The organism is Streptomyces sp. NPDC057565, assembly GCF_042801455.1.
Taxonomy (GTDB): domain Bacteria; phylum Actinomycetota; class Actinomycetes; order Streptomycetales; family Streptomycetaceae; genus Streptomyces; species Streptomyces yanii.
The window spans coordinates 1-21,677 of the sequence record NZ_JBHVFU010000092.1; the positions used below are offsets into that span (position 1 = coordinate 1).

The window sequence follows — 21,677 nt, forward strand, 5'->3', positions numbered from 1 at the left end:
ATCCGATCGGCTCCTCCATGACAGCCATACCCGGAGCCCCCGGGCCCGTCGATCTTACGAATGACCAGCGGAAACCCACGCTTGAAAGGTAGGACTCCATGATCACGCAGGGCCCGTGCCTGTCTCGTTTCCGGGACCGTCAGCCAACGAGCGACGTAGCCATTTGCCGGTCGGTCTTATTCGGTCAGGCTGCGATGACGTCCCACAACTCGCGTACGGCACGTTCCCGGTGGTGCTGAGCGGGGATCGCCTCGTACAGGTCCTGTGCGCGGCGGCGCCGAGTCCGGGGCGGTAGCCGTCCGGCAGTCCGATCAGCGCGGCAACCGTATGGCGGCATGCTTCCTCGCTGTCGCCGTCGTGATGGGAGCAGGCGGCGCCGTCGATGGTGAGCAGGGTGCACGCCATGGTGCTCGTCGGCGCGGACAGTTCCAGGGCGCGCTGCTGGCTCTCCCGGGCGCGGCGGATGTCCCCAAGCGTGGTCAGCGCGTGGCTCAGGTGCACGTTGTTCTTCTGCTCGATGAAGATCTCCCAAACCATCACATCGAAGTACGGCTCTCAAATGGGCCTGAGCAGCGATGACGTGGAGGCGGGGATGAGGGAGAAGTCCGAGGAGTTCGCGGCATCGGACAACCGAGTCTACCTGCCGCTCGCGGAGACGGGCGGCAGGTCGGCCGGCTAACCCGGTCGCCTCAGTGGAGGGGGGCCCGCCAGGCCACCAGTCCCGGCCGGCCCGCCTCCGCGAAACCCACCGCGAACGGCTTGTCGCCGTCGTCCGTCACCAGGTGGATGCTGCACTCCGTCACGCTGTCGCCCGGCGGGATCATCCGGGCGACCCAGTCGGACGGACAGCCGGGGATCTTCGTGTCGAAGACGAAGGGGGTCTTCCCCCGTATCTGCCGACCGCCTTCGGTGAGCAGGCGGACGTGGCCGGCCTGGTTGGGGTAGAGGTCTTTCGGCCCGGTGTTGGTGTAGGTGACCGACACGTAGTACGGGATGCCGCGTCGCTCGTTCTCGTTGAGGTCGAGGTCCAGGCCCGCGAGGTCGGCCGCGCTGCCCCGGCGTACGGAAACCAGCGTGGCGGGCAGTTCGAGGACGCCGTCCTCGCGGGCGTCCCACCGGACGCGGACGATGTCGCCCGGCTCCCTCAGCCCGGCGGACGCCGCCTCGAGGCCGCCCTCGACGGGCCAGGTGGCGACCGCCCCGCCCTCGTCGAGGTAGCCGTCGGCGTTGTGCGTCAGCGACAGCACGCCGACGCCCTCGGGCAACGCGTAGGTCACGCAGGTGCTGTACGAGTCGCCGGGCGCCAGCGTCTTCGGCGCGGTGTCCGCGCAGGGCAGGTCGACCCCGCCCGGCCTGCCGCCGCTGACGTAGACCTCCTCCCCGCGCGCCCAGTCGGTGCCGTTCAGGGCGAAGTTGCTGTCCACCATGTAGGCGGCGGGGATTTCCTTCCGGCCCGTGTTGGTGACCTCGAAGGTGAGGTAGTGGGGGACCATGCCCTTCAGCTCCTCGTCCGTGCGCGCGCCCCGCATGTCCTCCTCCGAACCCCGGACCAGGCTCTTGACCGTGATCCGGACCTCGTACGACCGGTGCTTGGTGTCCGTGTGGACGACGCCCCGTGCGCCGGTCTGCACCGGCAGGTCCGTCCAGGAGGCAGGCCTCTCTGCAGCTCGCTCCACGGCCCCGCCCGCGCCCTGTTCCCCCGTGCACCCGGCAAGCAGAGATATCGCCGCCGCGCCCGTGGCAGCCTTCCTGACGTAGCTGGACAGGCGCATGGACTCCCCTTGCCGCACGATGATCCGGATCCGCCGGAGGACTGACGCATCGTAGGACGTCACAGCGGAGGCGGAGGCGGCGGGGCGGTGAAGGGCCCCGAGGAGATCGAGGCCGGGATGCTGGAGAAGTCGAAGGAGTTCGCCGCTTCCGGGAACCGTGTCTACCTTCCTCTGGCTAACTGACCTGCGCAAACGAGGCTGACCGACGGCATTCCGGGGGAGTCGTCGGTCAGCCTTCGTCGTTCTGCGGGCTGATCTTTTGACGGGAGTACGGCAGCCAGGTGTCCGACTGCTCGCCGACCCGAGGGTGGCGCGCCTGTACCGAGAGCACTTCGCGGTAGTTCTGGTGGACGAGGTGCAAGATCTCAGCCCCCTGCAACTGGGCATGGTCCAGGCGATCGGGGCCGGCCGCACCACCTACGCCGGCGACCCCGCCCAGGGCATCTACAGCTTCGCCGGCGCTCGCCCCTCCGCCGTCTTCGCCGCGATCCGAGCCGCAGCCCCCACCGAGGTCGGGCTCGACGTCTCGTACCGCTCGAGCCCGCCCGTCCTCCAGGCCGTCAACCAGCTCGCCGCCGAACTCGGCGCCACACCGCTGCGCTGCGCCACCCCGGACAACTGGGCCGATGACTGCAGGGTTGATCTCCGAGTCTTCGAGGACACCGCCGCAGAGGCCGAGGCCCTGGTGGCCGCCGTCCGCCGGGACCTGGCCGACGACGCGAACTGCACCGTGGGCGTCATGACCCGCAACTTCCGCCGGATGACCGACATCGCACGCGCACTCGACCTCGCTGGCATCGACTACCAGGACTGGTACCAGCCGACGGTGGTGCCGCAGATTGCTGAACTACTGCACCGGCACCTTCCCGAGGCCCTCGCAGTCGGCGCCGATCGCGCCGAGCAGCTTGCGGCACTGGAACGCCTGTGCCGGAGCCAGCTTCCCCCGGACGACGCCCCGACACTCGACGAGCTGAGCATCGCCTGCGAAGCCCTCAGCGACAGACTCGCCACATCCCCTCTGCAACAGACGCTTGCGGCATTCCGCCCCCACACCACGTCCAACGCCCCGGTCCCTCCCGGACTTCACCTGCTCACCGGGCACGCGGGCAAGGGCCAGGAGTTCGACGTCGGCTACGTCATCGGTCTGGAGGAAGGAAGCATTCCGGACTTCCGCAGGACTTCCGCAGCACCAAGGGAGAAGCGCTGACAGAGGAACTGCGCGTACTGCATGTCATGGCCTCCCGCGCACGCCGCCGTCTCGTCTTCACCCGGGTCGAGAACCGATGGCGCACCCCGCGCTGGTATGCGGCTGAACGGCCGTCTTGCTGGTGGCATCTCCTCGAGCGGCGTTCTGCTGCTACACCGCCCAGTGGTATCCGAGTTCGGCGAGGGTGGCGAGCTGGTCCTCGGTGAGCCGGTCGCGTCGGCTTTTCTGGTTGCTCAGAAATACGCCCAGTCGTACGGAGGTGCCGTCCGGGAGCTCTTCAACGTGGCCCCTTCCGACGACGGTCTTCTCCTCGCGCTGGATGTACTGCTTGAGGGCTGCTACGCCCCGCTGGAACGCTTCGCTGCCGCGTGCTGCGCCTGTTCCTGCCCCAACCTTCGCGTTGGTTCGCGCTGTGGCCTTCTGGGGCCGTGCAGCTGGTTTCACGCCCAAGGCCGCGAGCCGCTGTTGCTGTTCCTCGTTGAGTTGGGCCCAGTCGCGGGTCTGTCGTGCGGTCCAGCGTCCGATGTCATCGCCACGATGCGTCACCCCGGGCACGATCTCCCCGAGGCCGGCACCGGCCGCGAGGAGCGCGGTCAGACCAACCCAGTGGCGTTGCCAGTCGACGGTCCACCCCAACTGTCCTGGGTTCCAGTCCGGGTCGATGGCGGTTGTTGAGTGTCGTTCAACATGAGCACGGCCTTGCCACTCAAGATGAGCATGTGCGGAGTTGAGGAAGGCCCGCCGAGGTCTCCCGACGGGCCCTGTTGATCTTCATGGTGTCACTGGGATGCTCGGGGTGCCGATCTCCTTGCCGACCTTTGGCATGATGCTCAGATGATCGTTCCGATACCTGCTGTTGTGCCCCCGGGCCGTATGGGCCAGACCGACCAGCCAGTGTTCCGCCTGGCCAGCGGTCTTGAGCTGCGCTCCTGGCGCCCTGGCGACGCCAAGGTCCTCGCGGACTCGTGCTTGGATCCGGACGTTCAGCAGTGGAATCGGCCGGGACGCCTGTCGCTGGACGATGCGCGTGACCGGATCGCGCGCTGGGGGAAGCGTTGGCGGAGCGAGGAAGCGGCGATTTGGGCGATCGCCGAGCCCCGGGGCGGGAGCCCAGTGGGGCTGATCGGCCTGGCCGACTTCGATCTCGACGGCGGCAGCGCCGAGTTCCTGTACTGGCTGCTGCCTGCTGGCCGGGGTCGCGGGGCCATGGTCGACGCCGTGGTCCGCGTCAGCCGCTGGGCCATGGATGACCTGGGGCTCCATCGCCTGCGGATCACGCACTCCGTCGCCAACGCCGCCTCCTGCCGGGTGGCGGAGAAGGCGGGGTTCGCCCTGGAAGGCACGATGCGAAGCGCCCTGTTGCACTCGGACGGCTGGCATGACGAGCATCTGCATGCGCGCGTCCAAGGCGACGCCTGGCCGCGGTGACGCCCGGTCATTCGGCGGTGACTTCAGCGACGGCGGCGCGTGCGCTGGTCTCGTCGAATGGGTCCTGCGGTGGTAGACCTGTTCGACCCAGGCCGTGAAGAACCTGTTCAAAGTGGCCAGGTCAGTCACGTTGTCGGTGTCGACCTCGACCAGGAACTGCTCGCGGACCGTGCGCCTGCCGAAAACTCATCTGCGCTGGTGGGAGCCGGTGTGCATGGTGTAGGCGATGTCCACGGCGGTCGCTTGAGCCAGTGCCTTCGCGTGGTTGTCGATCACCACGGCATGATGATCGACGATGCTGCTTCGACTGGCTTACCTGGGCAGGGCGAACGCGTTCGCCCTGCTGCGGCTGCTACCGATGAGCGATCGAGAGAAGGACGCGGAGATCCTCGCCCTGCGCCATCAGATCACGGTCCTGGAACGCCAACTGGGCGAGAAGAGGGTGCGGTTCACCCTGAGCGATCGGGCGTTCCTGGCGGCGCTACTGCACCGACTCCCGAGGGATGTGCTCCGCAGAGCGCGGCTGTTGGTTCGCCCGGACACGCTACTGCGCTGGCATCGCGACCTGCTCGCACGCCGCCACGGCGCCGCCTCCCGCCCCGAGCGCCCAGGACGACCGCGGACCGTGCACTCCATCCGGGCCCTGGTATTGCGCCTGGCGAACGAGAACCCCAGTTGGGGCTACAGGAGGGTGCATGGCGAGCTGCTCGTGCTGGGGGTGAAGGTGGCCGCGTCCACCGTCTGGGAGATCTTGAAGGAGGCCGGGACCGATCCCGCGCCCCAGCGCTCCTCCAGCACCTGGGCCGACTTCCTGCGCTCACAGGCAGACGCCCTGCTCGCATGCGACTTTTTCGACACGGTCACCCTGTCCGGGGCGCGGCTGTACGTCTTCGCCGTTATCGAGCACACCAACCGACGGATCCGGATCCTGGGCGCCACCGCGCACCCGACCGCCTCCTGGGTGGCGCAAGCCGCGAAGAATCTCGTCATGGACCTCGAGGACGCCGGCTGCCGGGCCCGGTTCCTGATCCGGGACAGGGATGACAAGTTCCCGGCCCTGTTCAACGTGACCCTCAAGGACGCGGGCATCGAGGCCGTGCTCAGCGCTGTCCGGACGCCGAGGATGAACTCGATCACGGAAAGATGGGTGCAGACCTGCCGACGCGAGCTCCTGGACCGCACCTTGATCTGGAACCAGCACCATCTGCTACATGCCCTGCGCGAGTTCGAGCAGTTCTACAACTCCCACCGCCCACACCAGGGCATCGCGAACACTCGGCCGCTACGCCCCTTGCCCACACCGATTCCCAATCCGGACGAGAAAGCCCGCCTCGACATACGCCGACGCGAACGGCTCGGCGGCATCCTGAATGAGTACCAACATGCGGCGTGAGCAGCACGGATGGGGTTTCCGGCAAGCGCAGCGTCACTATGATTACAGAGAGCTACTTGTTACTTCGCCGTAGCTTCGGGAGAACAGGGCACATCCCTCGGTGTCCTGTCGCATTGGACCTGTCGGCTTCCCACCCGTTCTCGTTCGTGCTGTCCGATTCTCATCCGGGCAAGTCTTGCGGGCCGCCGCCTGCTCCGTTCGTGGAACCTGTGCTCACCTCGCCGGGACCTGACGAAACGCAGACGGCGACGGCGGCAGGTCGGCGAACGAAGTCGGCCACGCGACGTCGTCGATCGCGAGCCACGGCGCAGCGGCTACGGCGGTGGGTGTCACCCCGGTAAACGCCTTGACCTCGCGGTGGAGGTGGGACTGGTCGACGTAGCCGCTTGCGGCCGCCACCCGAGCGATGGCGTCACCCGCCGCGAGAAGGTGGGCGGCGTGGTCGAAGCGCACCAGCTGGGCGGCGCGCTTGGGAGTGAGGCCGATCTGGGACCGGAAGCGGGACCACAGGCGCTTACGGCTCCATCCCACCTCGTTCGCCAGGCTGTCGACCCGCACCTGTCCCCGGCTGGTGAGCATCCGCCACCAGGCAGCAGCGATCTCCGGATCGAGCGGTGGGCGGGCGTCCAGCCGTCGGCCAAGGACATCCGCCGCGATCGTGAACCGTTCGTCCCACGACGTGGCGGCGCGCAGCCTGTCCTCGGCTCGTCCGGCGTCGCGACCCCAGACATCTTCCAGGGAGACCACGGTCCCGACGAGCTCGGTCGATGCGCTGAGCACTGCAGCCGTCACGACCGGCGACAACCGAATCTGGAGGCACTGGCCTGCCTCGGCCGTCCGGCCGCTGATCCGAAGGTTGCCCGGGATCAGCCCGACGACCACGCTGCCGCGTTCGCGCCGGCCGTGGGCGTTGTAGACGAGGCCGTCTCCTTCGCTCAGGTCCACGAACAGGGTGACCGATGGGTGCGCGACCATGGCGATGTCCACGAGCGCCGGGACACGTTGACCGAACCCGGCCATGCTGATCCCGGGCAGTCGCTCTGACTGCCGCGGGATCGCGACCTCCACCGACGTCCAGTCAGGTGGTGACTCTGTGGCCCACACAGCATCAGGGTAGCGATCGGTGTCAGCGGCCTGCCGCCGCGAAGGCCAGCAGCAACTTGCTGGTCGTCTCCGGCGCTTCGAACATGGGGAGGTGTCCGACGTCGGGCAGTTGCTCGACGCGCGCGTTCGGCACCGTGTCGTATTGGTGTGCCGAAGACGGATCCCAGCGCCGGTCGGCAGCGCCGAAGATCACCAGGACCGGGACGTCGAGGGCGGTGAGGCGGTCGGGCACGCTCCGCTCGGCGATGTATGCGGCGTTTCGGCGCAGCACCGTTCTTAACGTGCGATAGCCGATGCCTCGGACCTCGACGACCAGGTCGTCCGGGACGTCCACCGGGCGGTTGCATACCGAGGTCACCCCCCTGCGGAGCATTGCGTCCGAGCGGATCGACCAGAGGAGCGGGCCCAGCGGCGGGGCAATCAGCATCTGAAGGAGGACGGGCTGCGGAAGGAGCGCGTCGGGACTCGGGCCGCTGCTGATCAGCGCGAGCGAACCAACCAGGTCAGGGCGCTGTTCGGCAAGCGCGGTGGCGATGTATCCACCGCTGGAGTGCCCGACCACGGTGATCGGACGAAGGTCGAGCTCGTCGAGTACCGCGGCCAAGCGGCCCGCCTGCTCAGGCACGTCGTACGACGGCGCGGGCGAGGACTGGCCGTGACCCGGGAGGTCGACTCGGATGACGTGATACTGGTCGGCGAGTGCCGGCACCACCGGGCTCCAGGAGCCGCCCGAGAATCCCGATCCGTGGATGAGCACCAGCGGCGGCGCCTGCCGCGGGCCGTAGTGGACCACATGCATCCCGTGCAAGTGCGTGACGTCGTCATGTCCCATGTACGGGACGATGCCTGCGCTGCCCGCTGTCAGTCTTGTACAAATGTCGTCGCGAGGCTGACGCTCGCCGGACACCTCTGTTTCCACGGCGAGCGGGACTTCCACGAAAGCCAGGCCGTTTGAGAACGTCAGCCATCGGCAGTCTCCAACCATCTGGCACTCATGCAGGTCAACGAGTCGCTACCTGCCACCTACACCGCGACGGGACACTCGGCCTCGCCCTACTCTCATCCTCACGCCCGATGCCGAGACGTAGCGGACCCTCACGACTCCAAGATCATCCGTGGCGGATATCTGGCGTCCTGGGTCATGCCCCTCTATCGGTACTGACCGTCGCAGCCCACGACCTGGAGTGAACTCCAGGGCAACCCGCCTGGTCGTGGGCCGCCCACCGGTGGCATTATCTGCGGGATGCCCCCTTCCCTCCAGGTCGGCCCGTACACCGTCATCGCGCTCGCCGACGGCGCGGGCCCCTTCTTCTCTCCCAGGTTGGAGGCGTTCCCCGATGCCACCGCCGAGCAGTGGGCGGCGGCCGACCGGCTCGATCCCGGCGCGCTCGACGCCGACGGGCGCTGGCGGCTCCAGTTCCGCGCGTTCGCGATCCGCAGCGACCGGGGTGTGACGCTGGTCGATGCGGGGATCGGCCCGGCCGACAGCCCGGCGGCCTCATGGGCGCCCGTGCCCGGGGCGCTCCCGGCCTCGCTGGCCGCCGCGGGTATCGAGCCATCCGATGTAGACACCGTGGTGCTCACGCACCTCCACACCGACCACGTGGGCTGGGCCGTCGTCGGCGGCGAGCAGGCGCGGCCGTTCTTCCCGAACGCCGAATACCTATTGCAGCAGGCCGAACTTGACGCTATCGAGGAGGTCAACCCGCAGCTGCGGTCCGCTGTGATCGACCCGCTCCGGAAGACCGACCAGCTACGGCTGCTCGACGGCGACTCCCCGCTGCGCGGCGGCGAGCGCGTCTTCGCCACGCCCGGGCACACACCCGGGCACCAGAGCGTGCTCGTCGAGTCCGGGCGCGACCTGGTCGCCGTCACCGGTGACCTGCTCGTGCACGCGATCCAGCTGCTCCACCCCGAACTCACCTACGCCCACGAGATGGACGTTGAGCAGGCAAGGTCCTCAAGGGAACAGGTGCTTCGCAGCCGGGCCGCCGGCACGCTCTACCTCGCGACACCGCACCTGACCGAGCCGTTCATCGCCCGCTGACGCTGCGCTTGCCGGAAACCCCATCCGTGCTGCTCACGCCGCATGTTGGTACTCATTCAGGATGCCGCCGAGCCGTTCGCGTCGGCGTATGTCGAGGCGGGCTTTCTCGTCCGGATTGGGAATCGGTGTGGGCAAGGGGCGTAGCGGCCGAGTGTTCGCGATGCCCTGGTGTGGGCGGTGGGAGTTGTAGAACTGCTCGAACTCGCGCAGGGCATGTAGCAGATGGTGCTGGTTCCAGATCAAGGTGCGGTCCAGGAGCTCGCGTCGGCAGGTCTGCACCCATCTTTCCGTGATCGAGTTCATCCTCGGCGTCCGGACAGCGCTGAGCACGGCCTCGATTACATCTCCGCGCTGGTCAGCGTCCAACGAGACCCCAACTCACGGAAGTTTTACGACCGCAAGCGCGCCGAGGGGAAACGCCACGTCCAGGCCGTCCTCGCGCTCGCACGCCGTCGCGTCAACGTCCTGTGGGTCCTGATGCGTGACCGACGGTACTACCAGGTCACACCCCCAGTGACAGCGGTGGCTTGACATCAGCATTGGGAAGCACCTGGACGAGGTGTTCCTGAAGATCAACGGGGTGCGGCACTACCTGTGGCGGGCCGTGGGCCAGGACGGCACTGTCCTCGGCGTCCTGCTGCAGTCCAAGCGGGACGCGAAGGCCGCGAAGCGGTTCATGGCCAAGCTGATGAAGAAGCAGCGGAGGACACCCAGGGTGCTGGTCACCGACAAGCTCCGCTCCTACGGCGTCGCCCACAGAGAGTTGATGTCCTCGGTCGATCACCGTTCCCACAAGGGCCTGAACAACCGTGCGGAGAACTCCCATCAGCCGACGAGGCAGCGTGAACGGGCGATGAAGGGCTTCCGCGGCGTCGGGGTCTGTTCTGCCCCGGCCGGCCTCAGCCCACCGCTTTCTTGACGAGCGCGCTGATGAGCTCTTCGTCGGCCGCGGTCAGCTCCCTCACGGCGTAGGCGGTCGACCACATGGCGCCGTCGTCGAGTGCCGCCTGGTCGCTGAAGCCGAGCGTGGCATACCTCGACTTGAACTTCTCCGCGCTCTGGAAGTGGCAGACGACCTTGCCGTCTCTGGCGTACGCGGGCATCCCGTACCAGAGCTTGGGCGCGAGGTCCGGAGCGGCGGTCTTGATGATCTCGTGGATCCGCTCGGCGAGGACGCGGTCCGCCTCCGGCATCTCGGCGATCTTCGCGAGCACGTCCCGCTCCGCCGCCGCCTCCTTCTCCGCCCGGGACGAACCGCGTCGCGCCGCCGCCTTCTTCTCCTCGCGTGCGTGCTCCTTCATCGCGGCCCGCTCCTCGGCGGTGAATCCGTTGTACTGCTCGGTGGTCGTGCCGGAGACCTCGGCGGGCGACTTCGTGGACGGCATGACAAGTTTCCTCTCGTACAGGGTCAAGCGGGGCGGGAGTGCGGGGGCCGGGAGTCAGGACGGCGTGGGGGCGAGCGACGCGGCAGCCTCCCAGGCGAACCCGTCCGGGTCGGTGAAGGTGTCGGCGGTGCTGCCGAGGACGATGCGGTGCGAGCCGGTGCCGTCGGCGGGGACGCCGAGGTCCTTGGCAAGGGCACGGCGCTTGTACAGCGCCAGCTTGACCGGACTGGACTGACCGGGGGCGAACTCGGCGTACTTGCCACCGAAGCTCTTGGCCACGGTCAGGCCCCGGCCGACGTAGAACTGCTTGGTGGCCTTCACGTCCTCGACGCCGAGCAGCAGGACGACCTCGTCGATCTCGCGGGTGGCGGGGCCGGTGTCCTTCTTCGCCGAGGTCGCGATCTTCCAGATCGTCCCGTCCGGGGCCTGGACGACGCCGCCGTAGCCCCACAGCGACTTCGCGGCGGGCTTCAGCACCGTGGCGCCGGCGTCCACGGCGGCGCCGACGAAGCTGTCGACGGTGGCCGGCCCGGACACCGTGAGCGCCAGGGTGAAGCCGCGGAATCCGGTGGAGTGCGCCTCGGACGCCCGCAGGCGCATGTACGTGTCCACGCCGAAGGCGCTGTAGAAGCGGCGAGCGGCCTCGGGGTCGGCCACCTCAAGGGTGACGGACGCGAGGGACGTGTTGGCTGCGGTGGAAGTGGTGGTTGCCATGACCATCACGCTAGGGGCTGCGCGGCGGCCGGGGCTTCTCGATTCCTGACCGGTCTTGAGACTTGCTTTGCCACGCACACCCCCATCCCGCTTGACGTCAAACGGCATGGGATGTCTGATCCGCCGTTGATTAGACACTCCCAGTCCGAGGGCTGCCAGCGCGCTGAGCTGGTCCTCGGTGAGCCGGTCGCGACGGCTTTTTTGGTTGCTGAGGAAGACGCCGAGTCGTATGGACGTGCCGTCGGGGAGTTCTTCGACGTGCTGCCTTGCGACGACGGTCTTCCCCTCGCGTTGGATGTACTGAGCGAGGGTTTGTACGCCCCGTTGGAAGGCTTCTGTACCGCGTGCCGCGCCCTTCTCGGCCCCTGTCTTCGCGTTGGTGCGCACCGAGTCCTTCTGGGGGCGTGCAGCTGGTTTCACCCCGAGTTCGCCGAGGCGTCGTTGCTGCTCGGGGTTCAGGCGTGCCCAGTCCCGCGCCTGCCGTGCGAGCCAGCGTCCGATGTCGTCGCCACGATGCGTCACTCCGGGCACGATCTCCTCGAGGCGCGCACCGGCCGCGAGGTGATGATGTGTGCTGGTTTGTCAGTGGCTTTTCGGCGTGGATGTGTCAGTGGTGTGGGGTGTTGATAGTGCTGGCTGGGATGGGGGCGGCTGGGTGTCTGCTGCTGACAGTGGTTGCCGATGTTGCGCTGACGTTTTTGACGAATCGTCAGGTCATGTTGGTACCGATCGGGATAGCGGGTGGATGGCTAGGGTTGTCCATCGCTGCAGCGGCTGAGAAAGCTCGACTGTCACGAAGCAGCCGCCGAGCTCGGCGTCACGGCCGCCAGCTGGGACAGATGCAAGAGCGATCCCGCCCTGGCCCCAGAGCATCGTCATGGCCGACGGCACCGACCACCGCACTTCACAGTCGGGCTGATCCAGACGACGGCCTGGTGTGCTGCGCCGCGGAAGCTCCGCCGATGAGTTTTCGGCCGTTGTGCGGTCTACCTGTCGACGAAGGGAGCGCACCATGCGCAAGATCATTGTTTGCACGTTCCTGACGCTGGACGGTGTCATGCAGGCGCCGGGCGGTCCGGACGAGGACACCCAGAGCGGCTTCGAGCACGGGGGCTGGCAGAAGCCGGTGGCCGACGACGAGGTCGGCGCGGCCATCGCCGGTTGGTACGAGTCCTCCGACGCGATGCTGCTCGGCCGCAAGACGTACGAGATCTTCGCGTCGTACTGGCCGACCGCCGATCCCGACAACCCGTTCACCAATCGGATGAACAGCATGCACAAGTACGTGGCGTCTCGCACCCTGACATCCGTCGAGTGGCAGAACTCCACGCTGCTGGAGGGCGACATCGTCGATGCCGTGCACGAGCTGAAAGCGTCCGACGGCGGTGACATCAACGTCGTGGGCAGTGGCGACCTCGCCCAGACCCTCATGCAGCACGGCCTCGTCGACGAGTACCGGCTGACCATCCATCCGGTGATCACCGGCACCGGCAAGAGGCTGTTCGCCGACGGAGCGATCCCCACTGCGCTGGAGCCGGTCAGCGTCTCGACGACGAAGGGCGGCACCATCGTCGGCGTCTACCGGCCGAACGGTAAGCCCGGCTACGACAGCTACTAGCCTTGCCGTTTCGGCTGGGCTGGGGCGGCTGCGTTGATCATCAACTGTTGGGTGGTCGAGGCGATTCTGTTGCCTGGGCATGATGGAGTCCCGGCGCGATGGTCGGGTTCTCCGGGTCCTTCGGCATCGTGGTGTCAGTGCAGTGGGCAGGGAGCCGCCGAAAAATAACTTCGGTATCTGGTGCGGTTGTTGAGGTCTACACGGCGCTCCGGTGCCCCATCAGTGATCGACCGTGCCGCCCAGCGTGACGTGACCGCCAACGGGAGGGGTTCGGCAGGGTTCAGATGCGGGGCCAGTCCTGGCCGGCGGTCACCTCGAGTGCGATGCGACGCCATTGGGTCTCCCCGCCAGGCAGGGGCCAGGCCCAGGTGGGTTGTTGGGTGGTGTTCAGGTCGTGGAGGATGCGGACGAGCTGCGGGCCGGCGGTGGCGGTACCATCCGGGATGGTGGGGCCGTGGACGGCGCGGAGTTCGGCGAAGCGTGCCAGTTCGTCCTCGTAGAAGCCCACGGCCTCATCGGTTCGCGCGACCAGGTCGTCTCGCGGCACCGTGCGGTGCAATTGCAGCAGCGGAGGGTCGATGGACTCGGCGATCGCCGCGGCGAGCCGCGCGTGACCGTCCAGGATCAGATGGCTGTCCAGGCCGCTGACCCACCACAACAGGACGGGTGGAAGCGTCCCTTCCCGGGCCTGCTTGCGGTACGCCTTGACCCGGCTGTCGTCGGCATCGGGCATCGGCCGTAGCGGAAGGACCTCCCACGAATGGGAGTGGAAGAACCAGTCGAGGTATCCGGCCGGATGGCCGTCGACGATCATCGAGCCCCAGTACTCGGCATGCGAAGCGTCAGCGGGGCGCCAGCGCCGGAGCAGACTGTCGCACGAGAGCAGCCATCGGCCCTCGTGCAGCGGGCTGTCCGGCGAGTCGATGAGGTACTGCGTGAAACGGTGAGCCCACCGCTCCGGGCTTCCCGCCAGGGCGTGCCCCACATCGGCGCGCAACGGCGGGACGAACGAGCGGTACTCGTTGGTGCGCCAGAAGTCCACACCCTGAAGATGCTCGTCGACGACGGCGAGCAGCACAGGTCGCGACAGCTGGGAGACCAGCAGTTGCGGCCCGGCACTGAACACGCACAGCCCCGGCTTTTGGCGGTCCTGTACATCCAGGGACAGGCCTATCCACGTGCCGTCGTCCCGCGTGACATCACTGTGCTGCATGCCGAGAGCGTAGACGGCTGCCTCGAGCACAGGACTCCGGCCGGAAACACGCGCGGTGCTCGCTGAAACTCCTCACTCCGTAGTTCAGCGGAGTGGGGAGCTTCAAAGAACGGCGATGTGGGTGGGCTGCAGAATCTGCTGGCCGCCGCCGTGCAGCTGGTCGGGGACAGCGGCGACAAGGCCCCGAATCTGGCCAATGCAGCGCGTCTACTACGTCGTCACGGGTCGACTTCGGGGCCAGTCGTATGCCGGGCTGTCTCAGATGGTGATGGTGAGGATCGCCGAGCCGGTGAGCTGGTGCGCCGCGGATCGTCCAACTCAACGGCATGTAACCAGTTATATTGGTTACATGGACTCCTCTGCAACCAAGGGGCTGACGCTGCACTCCCATACCGGCGTCGCCTACCGGTTCGACCCCGGCGCGCTGTGCCTGGAACTGCTGACCACCGGCGGCCCCGGCCCCTACCGCCGGTACGAGGTCTTGCACGAGCCCGCCGACCTGGCCGCCTGGGCGGACCGGTCGCGGCTGACGCCGACGCCCGTGCTGGAGATCTCCGAAGCCGAGGTGGCGGACGCCCGGAGGCTGCGCGACGCACTGTTTCGGGTGGTCATCGCCCACACACGCGGCGAGCCGAACCCGCCCGGTGACCTGGAGACCATCAACGAGGCAGCCGCCTGTCCAGACCTGGCACCCGCCGTTGCGCCGACCGGGAAGCGGCAGTGGGCCGGAACCCCTACCGGCACCCACCTGGTGGCCGCCGTCGCACGGGACGCCGTCGAGTTGCTGACCGGCCCTTTCGCGCACCGCATCCGCACCTGCGCCGCCGAGGACTGCCACCTTGTCTACGTCGACACCTCACGCCCCGGCCGCCGCCGCTGGTGCTCCATGGAGCACTGCGGAAACCGCCACAAGGTGAGGGCGCTGCGCGCCCGCCACTCCGAGGAAGGATGACCCCGATGCCCACCGGACTCACCAAAGACGCAGGCTGGCAGATCGGCGTGTCCCGCACGCTGCCCCACCCCGCGCCCGTCGTCTGGGACTTCATCAGCAGCTCCGAAGGGCTCGCCCTCTGGCTCGGCCCCGGTGCGGTCCTCGTCCCGGAACGCGGCGCCCCCTACCAGACGGCCGCAGGGGTGACGGGTGAGGTGCGCGGCTACCGCCCGGAAGACCGCATCCGCGTCACCCACGGCACCACCACGGTCCAGGTCGCCCTCGCCCCCACCGCCGACGGGGCCCGGACGATGCTCCGCTTCCACCAAGAGCACCTGGCGAGCGCCGAAGAGCGCGAACAGCAGCGGGCGCACTGGCGGCACATCCTGGACCAGGCCGCTGCCGTCCTCGACCGGCAGTGAGGGCAGCGCGCGACACCTGACTGGAGTTCAGCGCCTCAGGCGCCCCGAGGCGCCGAACTCTTCTCACAAACGACCGTTTATGAGATTGGGAGAGGCAGGGAGGCGGACGAGACCGCGATGTAGGCCAGTCCGTCGTACTCATCCGCCAAGGAGGAAGGGATTAGATTGAAGCGGTAGGTCCAGCGCGGCACCATGGCGCCGAAGCTTCGTGTGCCGTGCCGGCCTTTGAGCCACGCCTGTACGGCCCTCGGCGCGTCGACTGCGCTGCGCAGGTCCACGAGGTGGTTGCCGGGGTTGGCTGTGGCCAGCTGGGCCTCAATGGTGCCGGGGCGGGCAGGGCCGATCCGGTTGGTGACGACAGCGCTTGCAGGTGGTGTACTCCGCGTACGTTAGGCAGGCCCGGCCGTGGGGGAGCTGCGCCCCGCCGGACGATGTCCCGTGTGCGGTGACCAGCACTACGTGCACGGTGTGTGTGGCCCGTGCACTCCTTCGGCCCGGTCGCATTCGATGTCGCTGGGTGCGGACGTGCCCGGGGTCCGGGAAGCGGCCCAGGTGAGGCGGGGAAACGTCTGTGGGGACCGGGACGACGAACCGATCCGCGGCGCGTGCGACGCAGATGTGCAGGTCGGGGGCAGGGAGCAGGGGCGTGGTCGACAGATCAGCGTGCAGGGCGCAAATCACAGCACCGGCCAATGGCGATGTCGTGAGAGTGGGATACGGTTCGGCCGGGAAGAGCCTGCTCGGTCCACCCGAGCTGCGCCAAGGTCCAGACACGGAGGCCGCCCGAGGGGGAGCTGGATGCTGCAGGCATTGGGATTGGGACCGGCTGAAGAGGCCATCTACACCGCACTGCTGGCCCGTCCGACAGCCTCTGCGCAGGACCTCGCCCGGCAGACCGGACTCGAGAGCGCCGAGACCACCCGCATCCTGCTTGACCTGACGACACGCGGCCTGGTGGCGGTCGCCGACGAGGCCGGGAGTGGGGCACCTGACTCGGCTGACTGTGACGCCGGTTGCCAGCCCGCTCGCTACCGGCTCACACCCCCCTCAGTGGCCCTGGCCCCGTTCCTTGCCGAGCAGCGCAACGCACTGCACCGGGCCGAGACCGCGTTCTCGATGCTGACCGAGCAGTACCGCACTACCGCTGCACACCCTGCGGGCAGCGTCGTGGAGGTGGTCGTCGGGGTGCAGCAGGTCGCACATCGCTTCCATCAACTGCAGCGTGGCGCCCAGCAGGAGCTGCTGGTCTTCCTCGTCGGCGAGCCCATAGCGGTGCCTCGCGAGGATGCCGACATGTCGGAGAGTTCCGCGCTGGACCGCGGAGTCGACTTCCGCGTCGTGGCTGCCAAGGACTATCTCGACGGTCCTGGTATGGCGAAGGACGCACGGGCGGGCATCACGGCGGGCATCGAGCTTCGCCTGGTCGACTCGCTGCCGCTGAAGATGATCGTGTCGGACCGGGAGCGCGCCATGGTGCCACTGGACATGGCGGACTCCGGCGGCGAGCCGAGCGCGATCGTGGTGCACCGCAGCGGCCTGCTGACGGCCCTGGTCCATCTGTTCGAGAAGGAATGGGCCGAGGCCCGGCCGCTGTACACCACCGCCACGGGTGTGCGCGCGGAGCCGGCAGGCGATCAGCAGCCGACCGAGGGGGAGCTGGAGGTTCTTGCTTTGCTGCTGGCAGGCATCTCCGACCGGCGTGCGGCCGCTCAACTCGGCCTGTCCATACGTACCGTGGAGCGGCGGACACGCCGTCTGATGGATCTGGCCGGAGCGGATTCGCGCCTGCAACTCGGATGGCACGCCGCACGCGCAGGCTGGCTTTGACCTCCTCGTCGGCCTGAGGGCCGAGGAGCCTCCGTGACTTGGTGGTCGCCGAGCGAGGCCGGCCGCCAACTCCTGGCGGGTTGGACCGACCGGCACATGGGAGGCGGCGTCGCGGCGCGGAGCGTCATCGATTGACCACAACGCCGGAGGCAGAGTCGCATGACGCCGGGAGCCCGCTCGCTGTCGTGCGTGAGGCCGTTACCCCACCAGTCAGGTCCGAAGTCCCACCGAGCCGATGGAAGTGACCACGTGACGGAAATCCGCCATGCGGGAAACCCGTCACGCGCGGCATCCCCACTCAATCCACTCGTCTGGCAGGCTGCAGCCGCAGTTTGGCAGACGTTCATGGCTCGAATAGGGAGATTCATGCGTTCCATAACGCGTATGGCCTTGGGCACGGCGACCGCCGCCGTCCTGGCCGTCACGGCGGTCACGCCTTCCGGGGCGGCGGACACACCGCCTGACGGTGCTTCGGGGAAGCCCATCGTCGGCGGCGGGACCGCAACAAAGGGTGGCAAGCAGGTGACGGTCACGCTCGTCACCGGCGACAAGGTGATGGTGACCACGGACGCGTCGGGTCACAGCTCTGCGGCCGTACTGCCCCGCGAGGACGGCACGCAGCCGATAGTCCAGACCTATCAGAGGGGCAAGGACCTCTACGTCTACCCCGCGGGCGCCTCCCAGGCGATCGCCGAGGGCAAGGTCGACGAGCAGCTGTTCAACGTCACTGGGCTCATCCGCCAGGGATACGACGACACACACACCGACACGCTGCCGCTCATCGCCACCTACCGGAACAGCGTGAACGTTGCCGAGAGTGCGCCGGCGGCCCCTCGCGGGTCCGAGCGTGGCCTGAGCCTCCCGGCGGTGGACGGTGTCGCGCTCAAGGCGGGCAAGGACACCGCCGTCTCCTTCTGGCAGGACATCACCAACCCCCGTTCACGTTCTGGCTCCACGCTGAAGAAGCTGTGGCTGGACGGAAAGGTCGAGGCCACGCTGGACCGGTCCACCAAGCAGGTGCACGCGCCGGAGGCCTGGGCGGCCGGCTACGACGGCAAGGGCACCAAGGTCGCCGTGCTGGACACGGGTGTGGATGCCGAGCATCCGGACCTGGTGAACCGGGTGGACGCGTCCAAGAACTTCACGGATTCCAAGACCACCAACGACTATGTGGGCCACGGCACGCACACCGCCTCCACGGTCGGCGGGTCCGGAGCGGCCAGTGACGGCCTCAAGAAGGGCGTCGCCCCCGGTTCCTCCCTGCTCGTCGGCAAGGTCCTCAACGACGCAGGCTACGGCCTGGACTCCTGGATCATCGCGGGTATGCAGTGGGCCGTCGACCAGAAGGCCGACGTCGTCTCCATGAGCCTGGGCAACCCCAGGATCGGCGACTGCGCCGACCCGATGGCCCAGGCCACGCAGGAGCTGTCGAAGAGCAAGCACACCTTGTTCGTCGTCGCCGCCGGCAACTCCGGCCCGGGCGCCGAGACCGTTTCCTCGCCCGGCTGTGTGCCCGGCGTGCTGACCGTGGGCGCCGTCGACCGCGACGACACCACCGCGCAGTTCTCCAGCCGCGGTCCGGTGGCCGTCACCCACACCCTCAAGCCCGAGATCGCCGCCCCCGGCGTCGACATCTCGGCGGCCAGTGCGGGCGGCCGCGGCGTCTATGCCTACCGGACGATGTCGGGCACCTCCATGGCCACCCCGCATGTCGCGGGCGCCGCGGCCGTCGTCCGCCAGGCCCACCCGGACTGGACCGCGCAGCAGATCAAGGCTGCCCTGGTCTCCTCCGCCCGCACCGATGGCAAGGTCGCAGAAGCCGACCAGACCGGCGGTGGGGTCCTGGACGTGTTCGGCGCGGTGAACCAGAAGGCGCTCTCCGCGCCGGCTGTCCAGGCCGGCAGCTACAACTGGCCGCAGGACGCCGCGGACCGCACCACCGTGCAGGTGCCCTTCACCAACACCAGCGACAGCGACCTCACGCTGGACCTGAAGGTCAGCGGAGTGCACGGCAACGACGGCAGCGACGTCACCTCCGGAATCATCAAGCCGGAGGAGAACAAGGTGACGGTCCCGGCGGGGGCCACCGCTCAGGTGCCGCTGCAGATCGACCCCACCGCCCGTCTGAAGGACGCCCAGTACGGTGCGATCACCGGCCGGATCCTGGCCACCGACGGCGATGTGCACGTCTCCGTGCCCGTCACCCTCTACGTCCAGCCGGAGACGGTCACCCTCCGGGTCAAGGCCATCGACCGCAACGGCAAGCCCGCGACCGGCACCTCCTCCCTGGACGTCGCCAGCATCGACTCCGACGAGGGCGAGCGCCGCACCAACGCGGGTGCGCCCGAGCAGACCTACCGTGTGCGCCCGGGCGACTACGCCCTCAGCAGCTTCGTAGCGACGCCCGACGCGAGCAACGCGCCCGAATCGATCAGCTACCTCGCCCACCCGCAGATGCGGATCACCGAGGACACCACCGTTGTCCTCGACGCACGCAAGGCCCACCAGCTGAGCCTGCATACCGACCGCCCCTCGACGCTGCAGGGCACCACGTTGAACTACGCTCGCACGTGGGACGACACCTGGCAGCTCAGCGGAACACTCACGGCCGGCAGCGCCGTGCAGAAGTTCTACGCGGACATCGACGGGCGCGCCCAGACGGGCACCTTCGAGTTCCGGCCCACCTGGCGCGCGACCGGCTCCGAGGACGGCTCGTCCTACGTCTACAACCTGTCGTTCCCGACCGAGGGCCCGCTGCACTCCGACCAGGCCTACCAGCCGAATGACTCCCGGCTGGCCCAGGTCACCGAGACGTGGCATGCCATGGGCAAGGAGGCCGACTACATCGACGCGCTGTTCCTCCGTCCCTCCGGGAGCAGCAACACTCAGATCCCCGTGAGCCTGTACCAGACGGTCCACGTGCCTGGTACCCGCACCGCCTACTACACGACCGGCGACGACGCCTGGTACCACGGTGCGATGACCAGCTTCCCGTTCGCCGCCTTCATGAGCGACCAGGACCGCACCTACAAGGCCGGACAGCGGAGCGCCGAGGAGTGGTACGGCGGCCCCCTGCGGCCGGGCGCGGCGCGCGACGCCGACGGCAACCTGATGCTGGCTGCCGAGCGGCAGGGCAACCTGTTCGGCATCCAGAACGCCCTCTGGGTCGACGGCTCCGGCGACCACTGGACCTACGGCGGTTCCTTCGGCGACATCGGCAACCTGAAGCTGAAGCGCAACGGTGAGCAGATCGGCAAACTCGCCTATCCGTACGGCGTGTTCGAGGTGCCGGACGAGGACTCCGCGTACGAGCTCACCCAGCACCTGGAGAAGATCTACACCGGGGACCGCAACTGGCTGCGTACCACCGCTGCCGACACCACCTGGAGCTTCCGCTCGCACCGGGAGCCGGACGTCTACTCCCGCGGCCTGCCGCTCCTGCACCCGGCGTACGACCTGCCGGTGGACGGCATGAATACCCTGCCCGCGCAGAGCGGCATCAAGGTCGGCCTGTCGGTCGAGGGCCACGCCGGGTACACCGCGGGCGCGATCACGGCGGCCTCGCTGTCCTACTCCTACGACGGCGGCACCACCTGGACCCAGGCGCCGACCGAGCAGCAGGACGGCAAGTGGACGGCGGTCGTCGACCACACCGGCGCCGCCGGCAAGCAGGTCATGACGAAGGCCACCTTCACCGACGCCAACGGCAACGCGGTCACCCAGACCATCACCCGCGCCTACGACGTTCGGTAACCACACAGTCCGGCAGGGCCTGCCGCCCGCAACGGGCGGCAGGCCCTGCCGGCCACCTGCTGTTGCCACCTATCGGGCCCACGAAGAACTGGGCCGGAACGTGTGCACGATCTTCCTGCGACTACCTGGCGGGCCCCGATCTGCGGCGGGAGATCCGCGGCGGGCTCCAGGTGGTGGAGAGCTGGAACAGCGCGAACACCGTCCTCCACACCTGTCGTGGCGAGAGGGACAAGAGCCGCTGGGTTCGCCCCGGCCATGTGAGATCTCGTGAGACATGAGATGGTCTGACGGGTGAGCGAGACACCACCGAACACCCTGCAATACCGCTTTGACGGGCCAGAAGACGCACCAACCCTGGTGGTCGGTCCCTCGCTCGGTACCACATGGCACATGTGGGACCGGCAGATACCGGAGCTCTCCCAGCACTGGCGGATCTTCCGCTTCGACCTGCCGGGCCACGGCGGCGCCCTCGCCCACCCGGCCACCGCCGTCGGTGAGCTCTCCGACCGGCTGCTGGCCACCCTCGACAGTCTCGGTGTCCAGCGCTTCGGGTACGTGGGCTGCTCCATCGGCGGCGCGATCGGCGCCGACCTCGCGCTGCGCCATCCGCACCGGGTCGCCTCGCTGGCCCTGGTCGCCGCCTCGCCCCGGTTCGGCAGCGCCGACGAGTTCCGGCAGCGCGGGGTGGTCGTCCGCACCAACGGCCTGGAGCCGATCGCCCGCAGCGCGCCCGAACACTGTGGTCATCGGGCATCCGCCGAATGAGCCTGAGCGTGCCGATTATTACGTCCGTGCAGGTCACCCCGCCGACGGCGATGATCGCCATCTGCGGCAGGATCGGTCGTCGTGCTGCTTCGCCTGGC

General features: G+C 68.3%; 19 protein-coding genes and 6 pseudogenes. 13 read left to right on the forward strand and 12 right to left on the reverse strand.

The features are described 5' to 3' along the window. Window positions 1–102: 102 nt before the first annotated feature. The 3 genes from ACFU8W_RS48965 to ACFU8W_RS48975 form a co-directional block, all read right to left on the reverse strand. Window positions 103–537 carry a hypothetical protein gene (locus ACFU8W_RS48965; protein WP_384052351.1) on the reverse strand — a complete coding sequence of 145 codons (435 nt, stop codon included), beginning with the start codon at window positions 535–537 and terminating at the stop codon, window positions 103–105. Between the two features lie 152 nt (window positions 538–689). Further along, window positions 690–1,772, reverse strand: a complete 1,083-nt coding sequence (locus tag ACFU8W_RS48970) for a hypothetical protein (RefSeq protein WP_384052352.1) — start codon at window positions 1,770–1,772, stop codon at window positions 690–692. A gap of 229 nt (window positions 1,773–2,001) precedes the next feature. Next, window positions 2,002–2,133, reverse strand: coding sequence for a hypothetical protein (locus ACFU8W_RS48975; protein ID WP_345510096.1), 132 nt, complete (start codon window positions 2,131–2,133; stop codon window positions 2,002–2,004). Between ACFU8W_RS48975 and ACFU8W_RS48980 the strand changes: the two genes are divergently transcribed. Beyond that, a complete protein-coding gene (locus ACFU8W_RS48980; protein WP_384052353.1) occupies window positions 2,119–2,979 on the forward strand; it encodes a UvrD-helicase domain-containing protein in 861 nt (286 codons plus the stop codon). The two genes, ACFU8W_RS48975 and ACFU8W_RS48980, sit on opposite strands and share 15 nt — an antisense overlap. Before the next feature lie 150 nt (window positions 2,980–3,129). Here the strand turns inward: ACFU8W_RS48980 and ACFU8W_RS48985 are convergent, their stop codons facing one another. Continuing rightward, window positions 3,130–3,615 carry a helicase associated domain-containing protein gene (locus tag ACFU8W_RS48985; protein ID WP_384052354.1) on the reverse strand — a complete coding sequence of 162 codons (486 nt, stop codon included), beginning with the start codon at window positions 3,613–3,615 and terminating at the stop codon, window positions 3,130–3,132. 198 nt (window positions 3,616–3,813) lie between these two features. On the opposite strand from ACFU8W_RS48985, the gene ACFU8W_RS48990 reads away from it, so the two are divergent. Then, window positions 3,814–4,407, forward strand: coding sequence for a GNAT family N-acetyltransferase (locus ACFU8W_RS48990; RefSeq protein ID WP_345510102.1), 594 nt, complete (start codon window positions 3,814–3,816; stop codon window positions 4,405–4,407). Window positions 4,408–4,702: 295 nt separating this feature from the next. Then, the gene (locus ACFU8W_RS48995; RefSeq protein WP_384052355.1) at window positions 4,703–5,800 is read left to right on the forward strand and encodes an integrase core domain-containing protein; all 1,098 of its coding nucleotides are present in this window, start codon (window positions 4,703–4,705) and stop codon (window positions 5,798–5,800) included. A 213-nt stretch (window positions 5,801–6,013) separates the two neighbouring features. Here ACFU8W_RS48995 and ACFU8W_RS49000 read toward each other — a convergent pair whose 3' ends face one another. Both ACFU8W_RS49000 and ACFU8W_RS49005 read right to left on the reverse strand, forming a co-directional pair. Further along, window positions 6,014–6,820, reverse strand: coding sequence for a helix-turn-helix domain-containing protein (locus ACFU8W_RS49000; protein ID WP_384052366.1), 807 nt, complete (start codon window positions 6,818–6,820; stop codon window positions 6,014–6,016). 106 nt (window positions 6,821–6,926) lie between these two features. Next, window positions 6,927–7,736, reverse strand: a complete 810-nt coding sequence (locus ACFU8W_RS49005) for an alpha/beta fold hydrolase (protein WP_384052356.1) — start codon at window positions 7,734–7,736, stop codon at window positions 6,927–6,929. Window positions 7,737–8,147: 411 nt separating this feature from the next. On the opposite strand from ACFU8W_RS49005, the gene ACFU8W_RS49010 reads away from it, so the two are divergent. After that, window positions 8,148–8,951, forward strand: coding sequence for an MBL fold metallo-hydrolase (locus ACFU8W_RS49010; protein ID WP_384052357.1), 804 nt, complete (start codon window positions 8,148–8,150; stop codon window positions 8,949–8,951). A gap of 33 nt (window positions 8,952–8,984) precedes the next feature. Here ACFU8W_RS49010 and ACFU8W_RS49015 read toward each other — a convergent pair whose 3' ends face one another. Continuing rightward, complete coding sequence (locus tag ACFU8W_RS49015) at window positions 8,985–9,254, reverse strand: integrase core domain-containing protein (protein WP_384052358.1); 270 nt, start codon at window positions 9,252–9,254, stop codon at window positions 8,985–8,987. A 36-nt stretch (window positions 9,255–9,290) separates the two neighbouring features. Here ACFU8W_RS49015 and ACFU8W_RS49020 point away from each other — a divergent pair. Further along, window positions 9,291–9,482, forward strand: a pseudogene (locus ACFU8W_RS49020) (IS110 family transposase); the annotation flags it as partial. 16 nt (window positions 9,483–9,498) lie between these two features. Beyond that, window positions 9,499–9,819: pseudogene (locus ACFU8W_RS49025) on the forward strand (transposase); the annotation flags it as partial. Window positions 9,820–9,850: 31 nt separating this feature from the next. Here the strand turns inward: ACFU8W_RS49025 and ACFU8W_RS49030 are convergent. The 3 genes and pseudogenes from ACFU8W_RS49030 to ACFU8W_RS49040 all read right to left on the reverse strand — a co-directional run. Further along, window positions 9,851–10,336 carry an iron chaperone gene (locus ACFU8W_RS49030; protein WP_384052359.1) on the reverse strand — a complete coding sequence of 162 codons (486 nt, stop codon included), beginning with the start codon at window positions 10,334–10,336 and terminating at the stop codon, window positions 9,851–9,853. 54 nt (window positions 10,337–10,390) lie between these two features. After that, on the reverse strand, window positions 10,391–11,056 hold the full coding sequence (locus ACFU8W_RS49035; protein ID WP_384052367.1) for a glyoxalase: 666 nt from the start codon (window positions 11,054–11,056) through the stop codon (window positions 10,391–10,393). A 150-nt stretch (window positions 11,057–11,206) separates the two neighbouring features. Next, window positions 11,207–11,581 (reverse strand): annotated as a pseudogene (locus ACFU8W_RS49040) (helicase associated domain-containing protein); the annotation flags it as partial. A gap of 481 nt (window positions 11,582–12,062) precedes the next feature. Between ACFU8W_RS49040 and ACFU8W_RS49045 the strand changes: the two are divergent. Further along, window positions 12,063–12,668 (forward strand): dihydrofolate reductase family protein, encoded by a 606-nt coding sequence (locus ACFU8W_RS49045; RefSeq protein ID WP_384052360.1) that lies wholly within the window; start codon window positions 12,063–12,065, stop codon window positions 12,666–12,668. Window positions 12,669–12,948: 280 nt separating this feature from the next. Here ACFU8W_RS49045 and ACFU8W_RS49050 read toward each other — a convergent pair whose 3' ends face one another. Next, complete coding sequence (locus tag ACFU8W_RS49050) at window positions 12,949–13,881, reverse strand: hypothetical protein (RefSeq protein ID WP_384052361.1); 933 nt, start codon at window positions 13,879–13,881, stop codon at window positions 12,949–12,951. A 99-nt stretch (window positions 13,882–13,980) separates the two neighbouring features. Between ACFU8W_RS49050 and ACFU8W_RS49055 the strand changes: the two are divergent. From ACFU8W_RS49055 to ACFU8W_RS49065, 3 genes and pseudogenes are all read left to right on the forward strand, one after another. Then, window positions 13,981–14,082 (forward strand): annotated as a pseudogene (locus tag ACFU8W_RS49055) (RNA polymerase subunit sigma-24); the annotation flags it as partial. 148 nt (window positions 14,083–14,230) lie between these two features. After that, entirely contained in the window at window positions 14,231–14,833 is a 603-nt protein-coding gene (locus ACFU8W_RS49060) for a CGNR zinc finger domain-containing protein (RefSeq protein ID WP_384052362.1), read from the forward strand. A gap of 5 nt (window positions 14,834–14,838) precedes the next feature. Continuing rightward, window positions 14,839–15,234, forward strand: a complete 396-nt coding sequence (locus ACFU8W_RS49065; RefSeq protein ID WP_384052363.1) for an SRPBCC domain-containing protein — start codon at window positions 14,839–14,841, stop codon at window positions 15,232–15,234. 77 nt (window positions 15,235–15,311) lie between these two features. On the opposite strand, the pseudogene ACFU8W_RS49070 reads toward ACFU8W_RS49065, so the two are convergent. Next, window positions 15,312–15,584, reverse strand: a pseudogene (locus ACFU8W_RS49070) (erythromycin esterase family protein); the annotation flags it as partial. Between the two features lie 448 nt (window positions 15,585–16,032). Here ACFU8W_RS49070 and ACFU8W_RS49075 point away from each other — a divergent pair. From ACFU8W_RS49075 to ACFU8W_RS49085, 3 genes and pseudogenes are all read left to right on the forward strand, one after another. Further along, a complete protein-coding gene (locus ACFU8W_RS49075; RefSeq protein ID WP_384052364.1) occupies window positions 16,033–17,061 on the forward strand; it encodes a helix-turn-helix domain-containing protein in 1,029 nt (342 codons plus the stop codon). Window positions 17,062–17,427: 366 nt separating this feature from the next. Then, on the forward strand, window positions 17,428–20,814 hold the full coding sequence (locus tag ACFU8W_RS49080) for a S8 family serine peptidase (RefSeq protein WP_384052365.1): 3,387 nt from the start codon (window positions 17,428–17,430) through the stop codon (window positions 20,812–20,814). 291 nt (window positions 20,815–21,105) lie between these two features. Continuing rightward, window positions 21,106–21,677: pseudogene (locus ACFU8W_RS49085) on the forward strand (alpha/beta fold hydrolase); the annotation flags it as partial.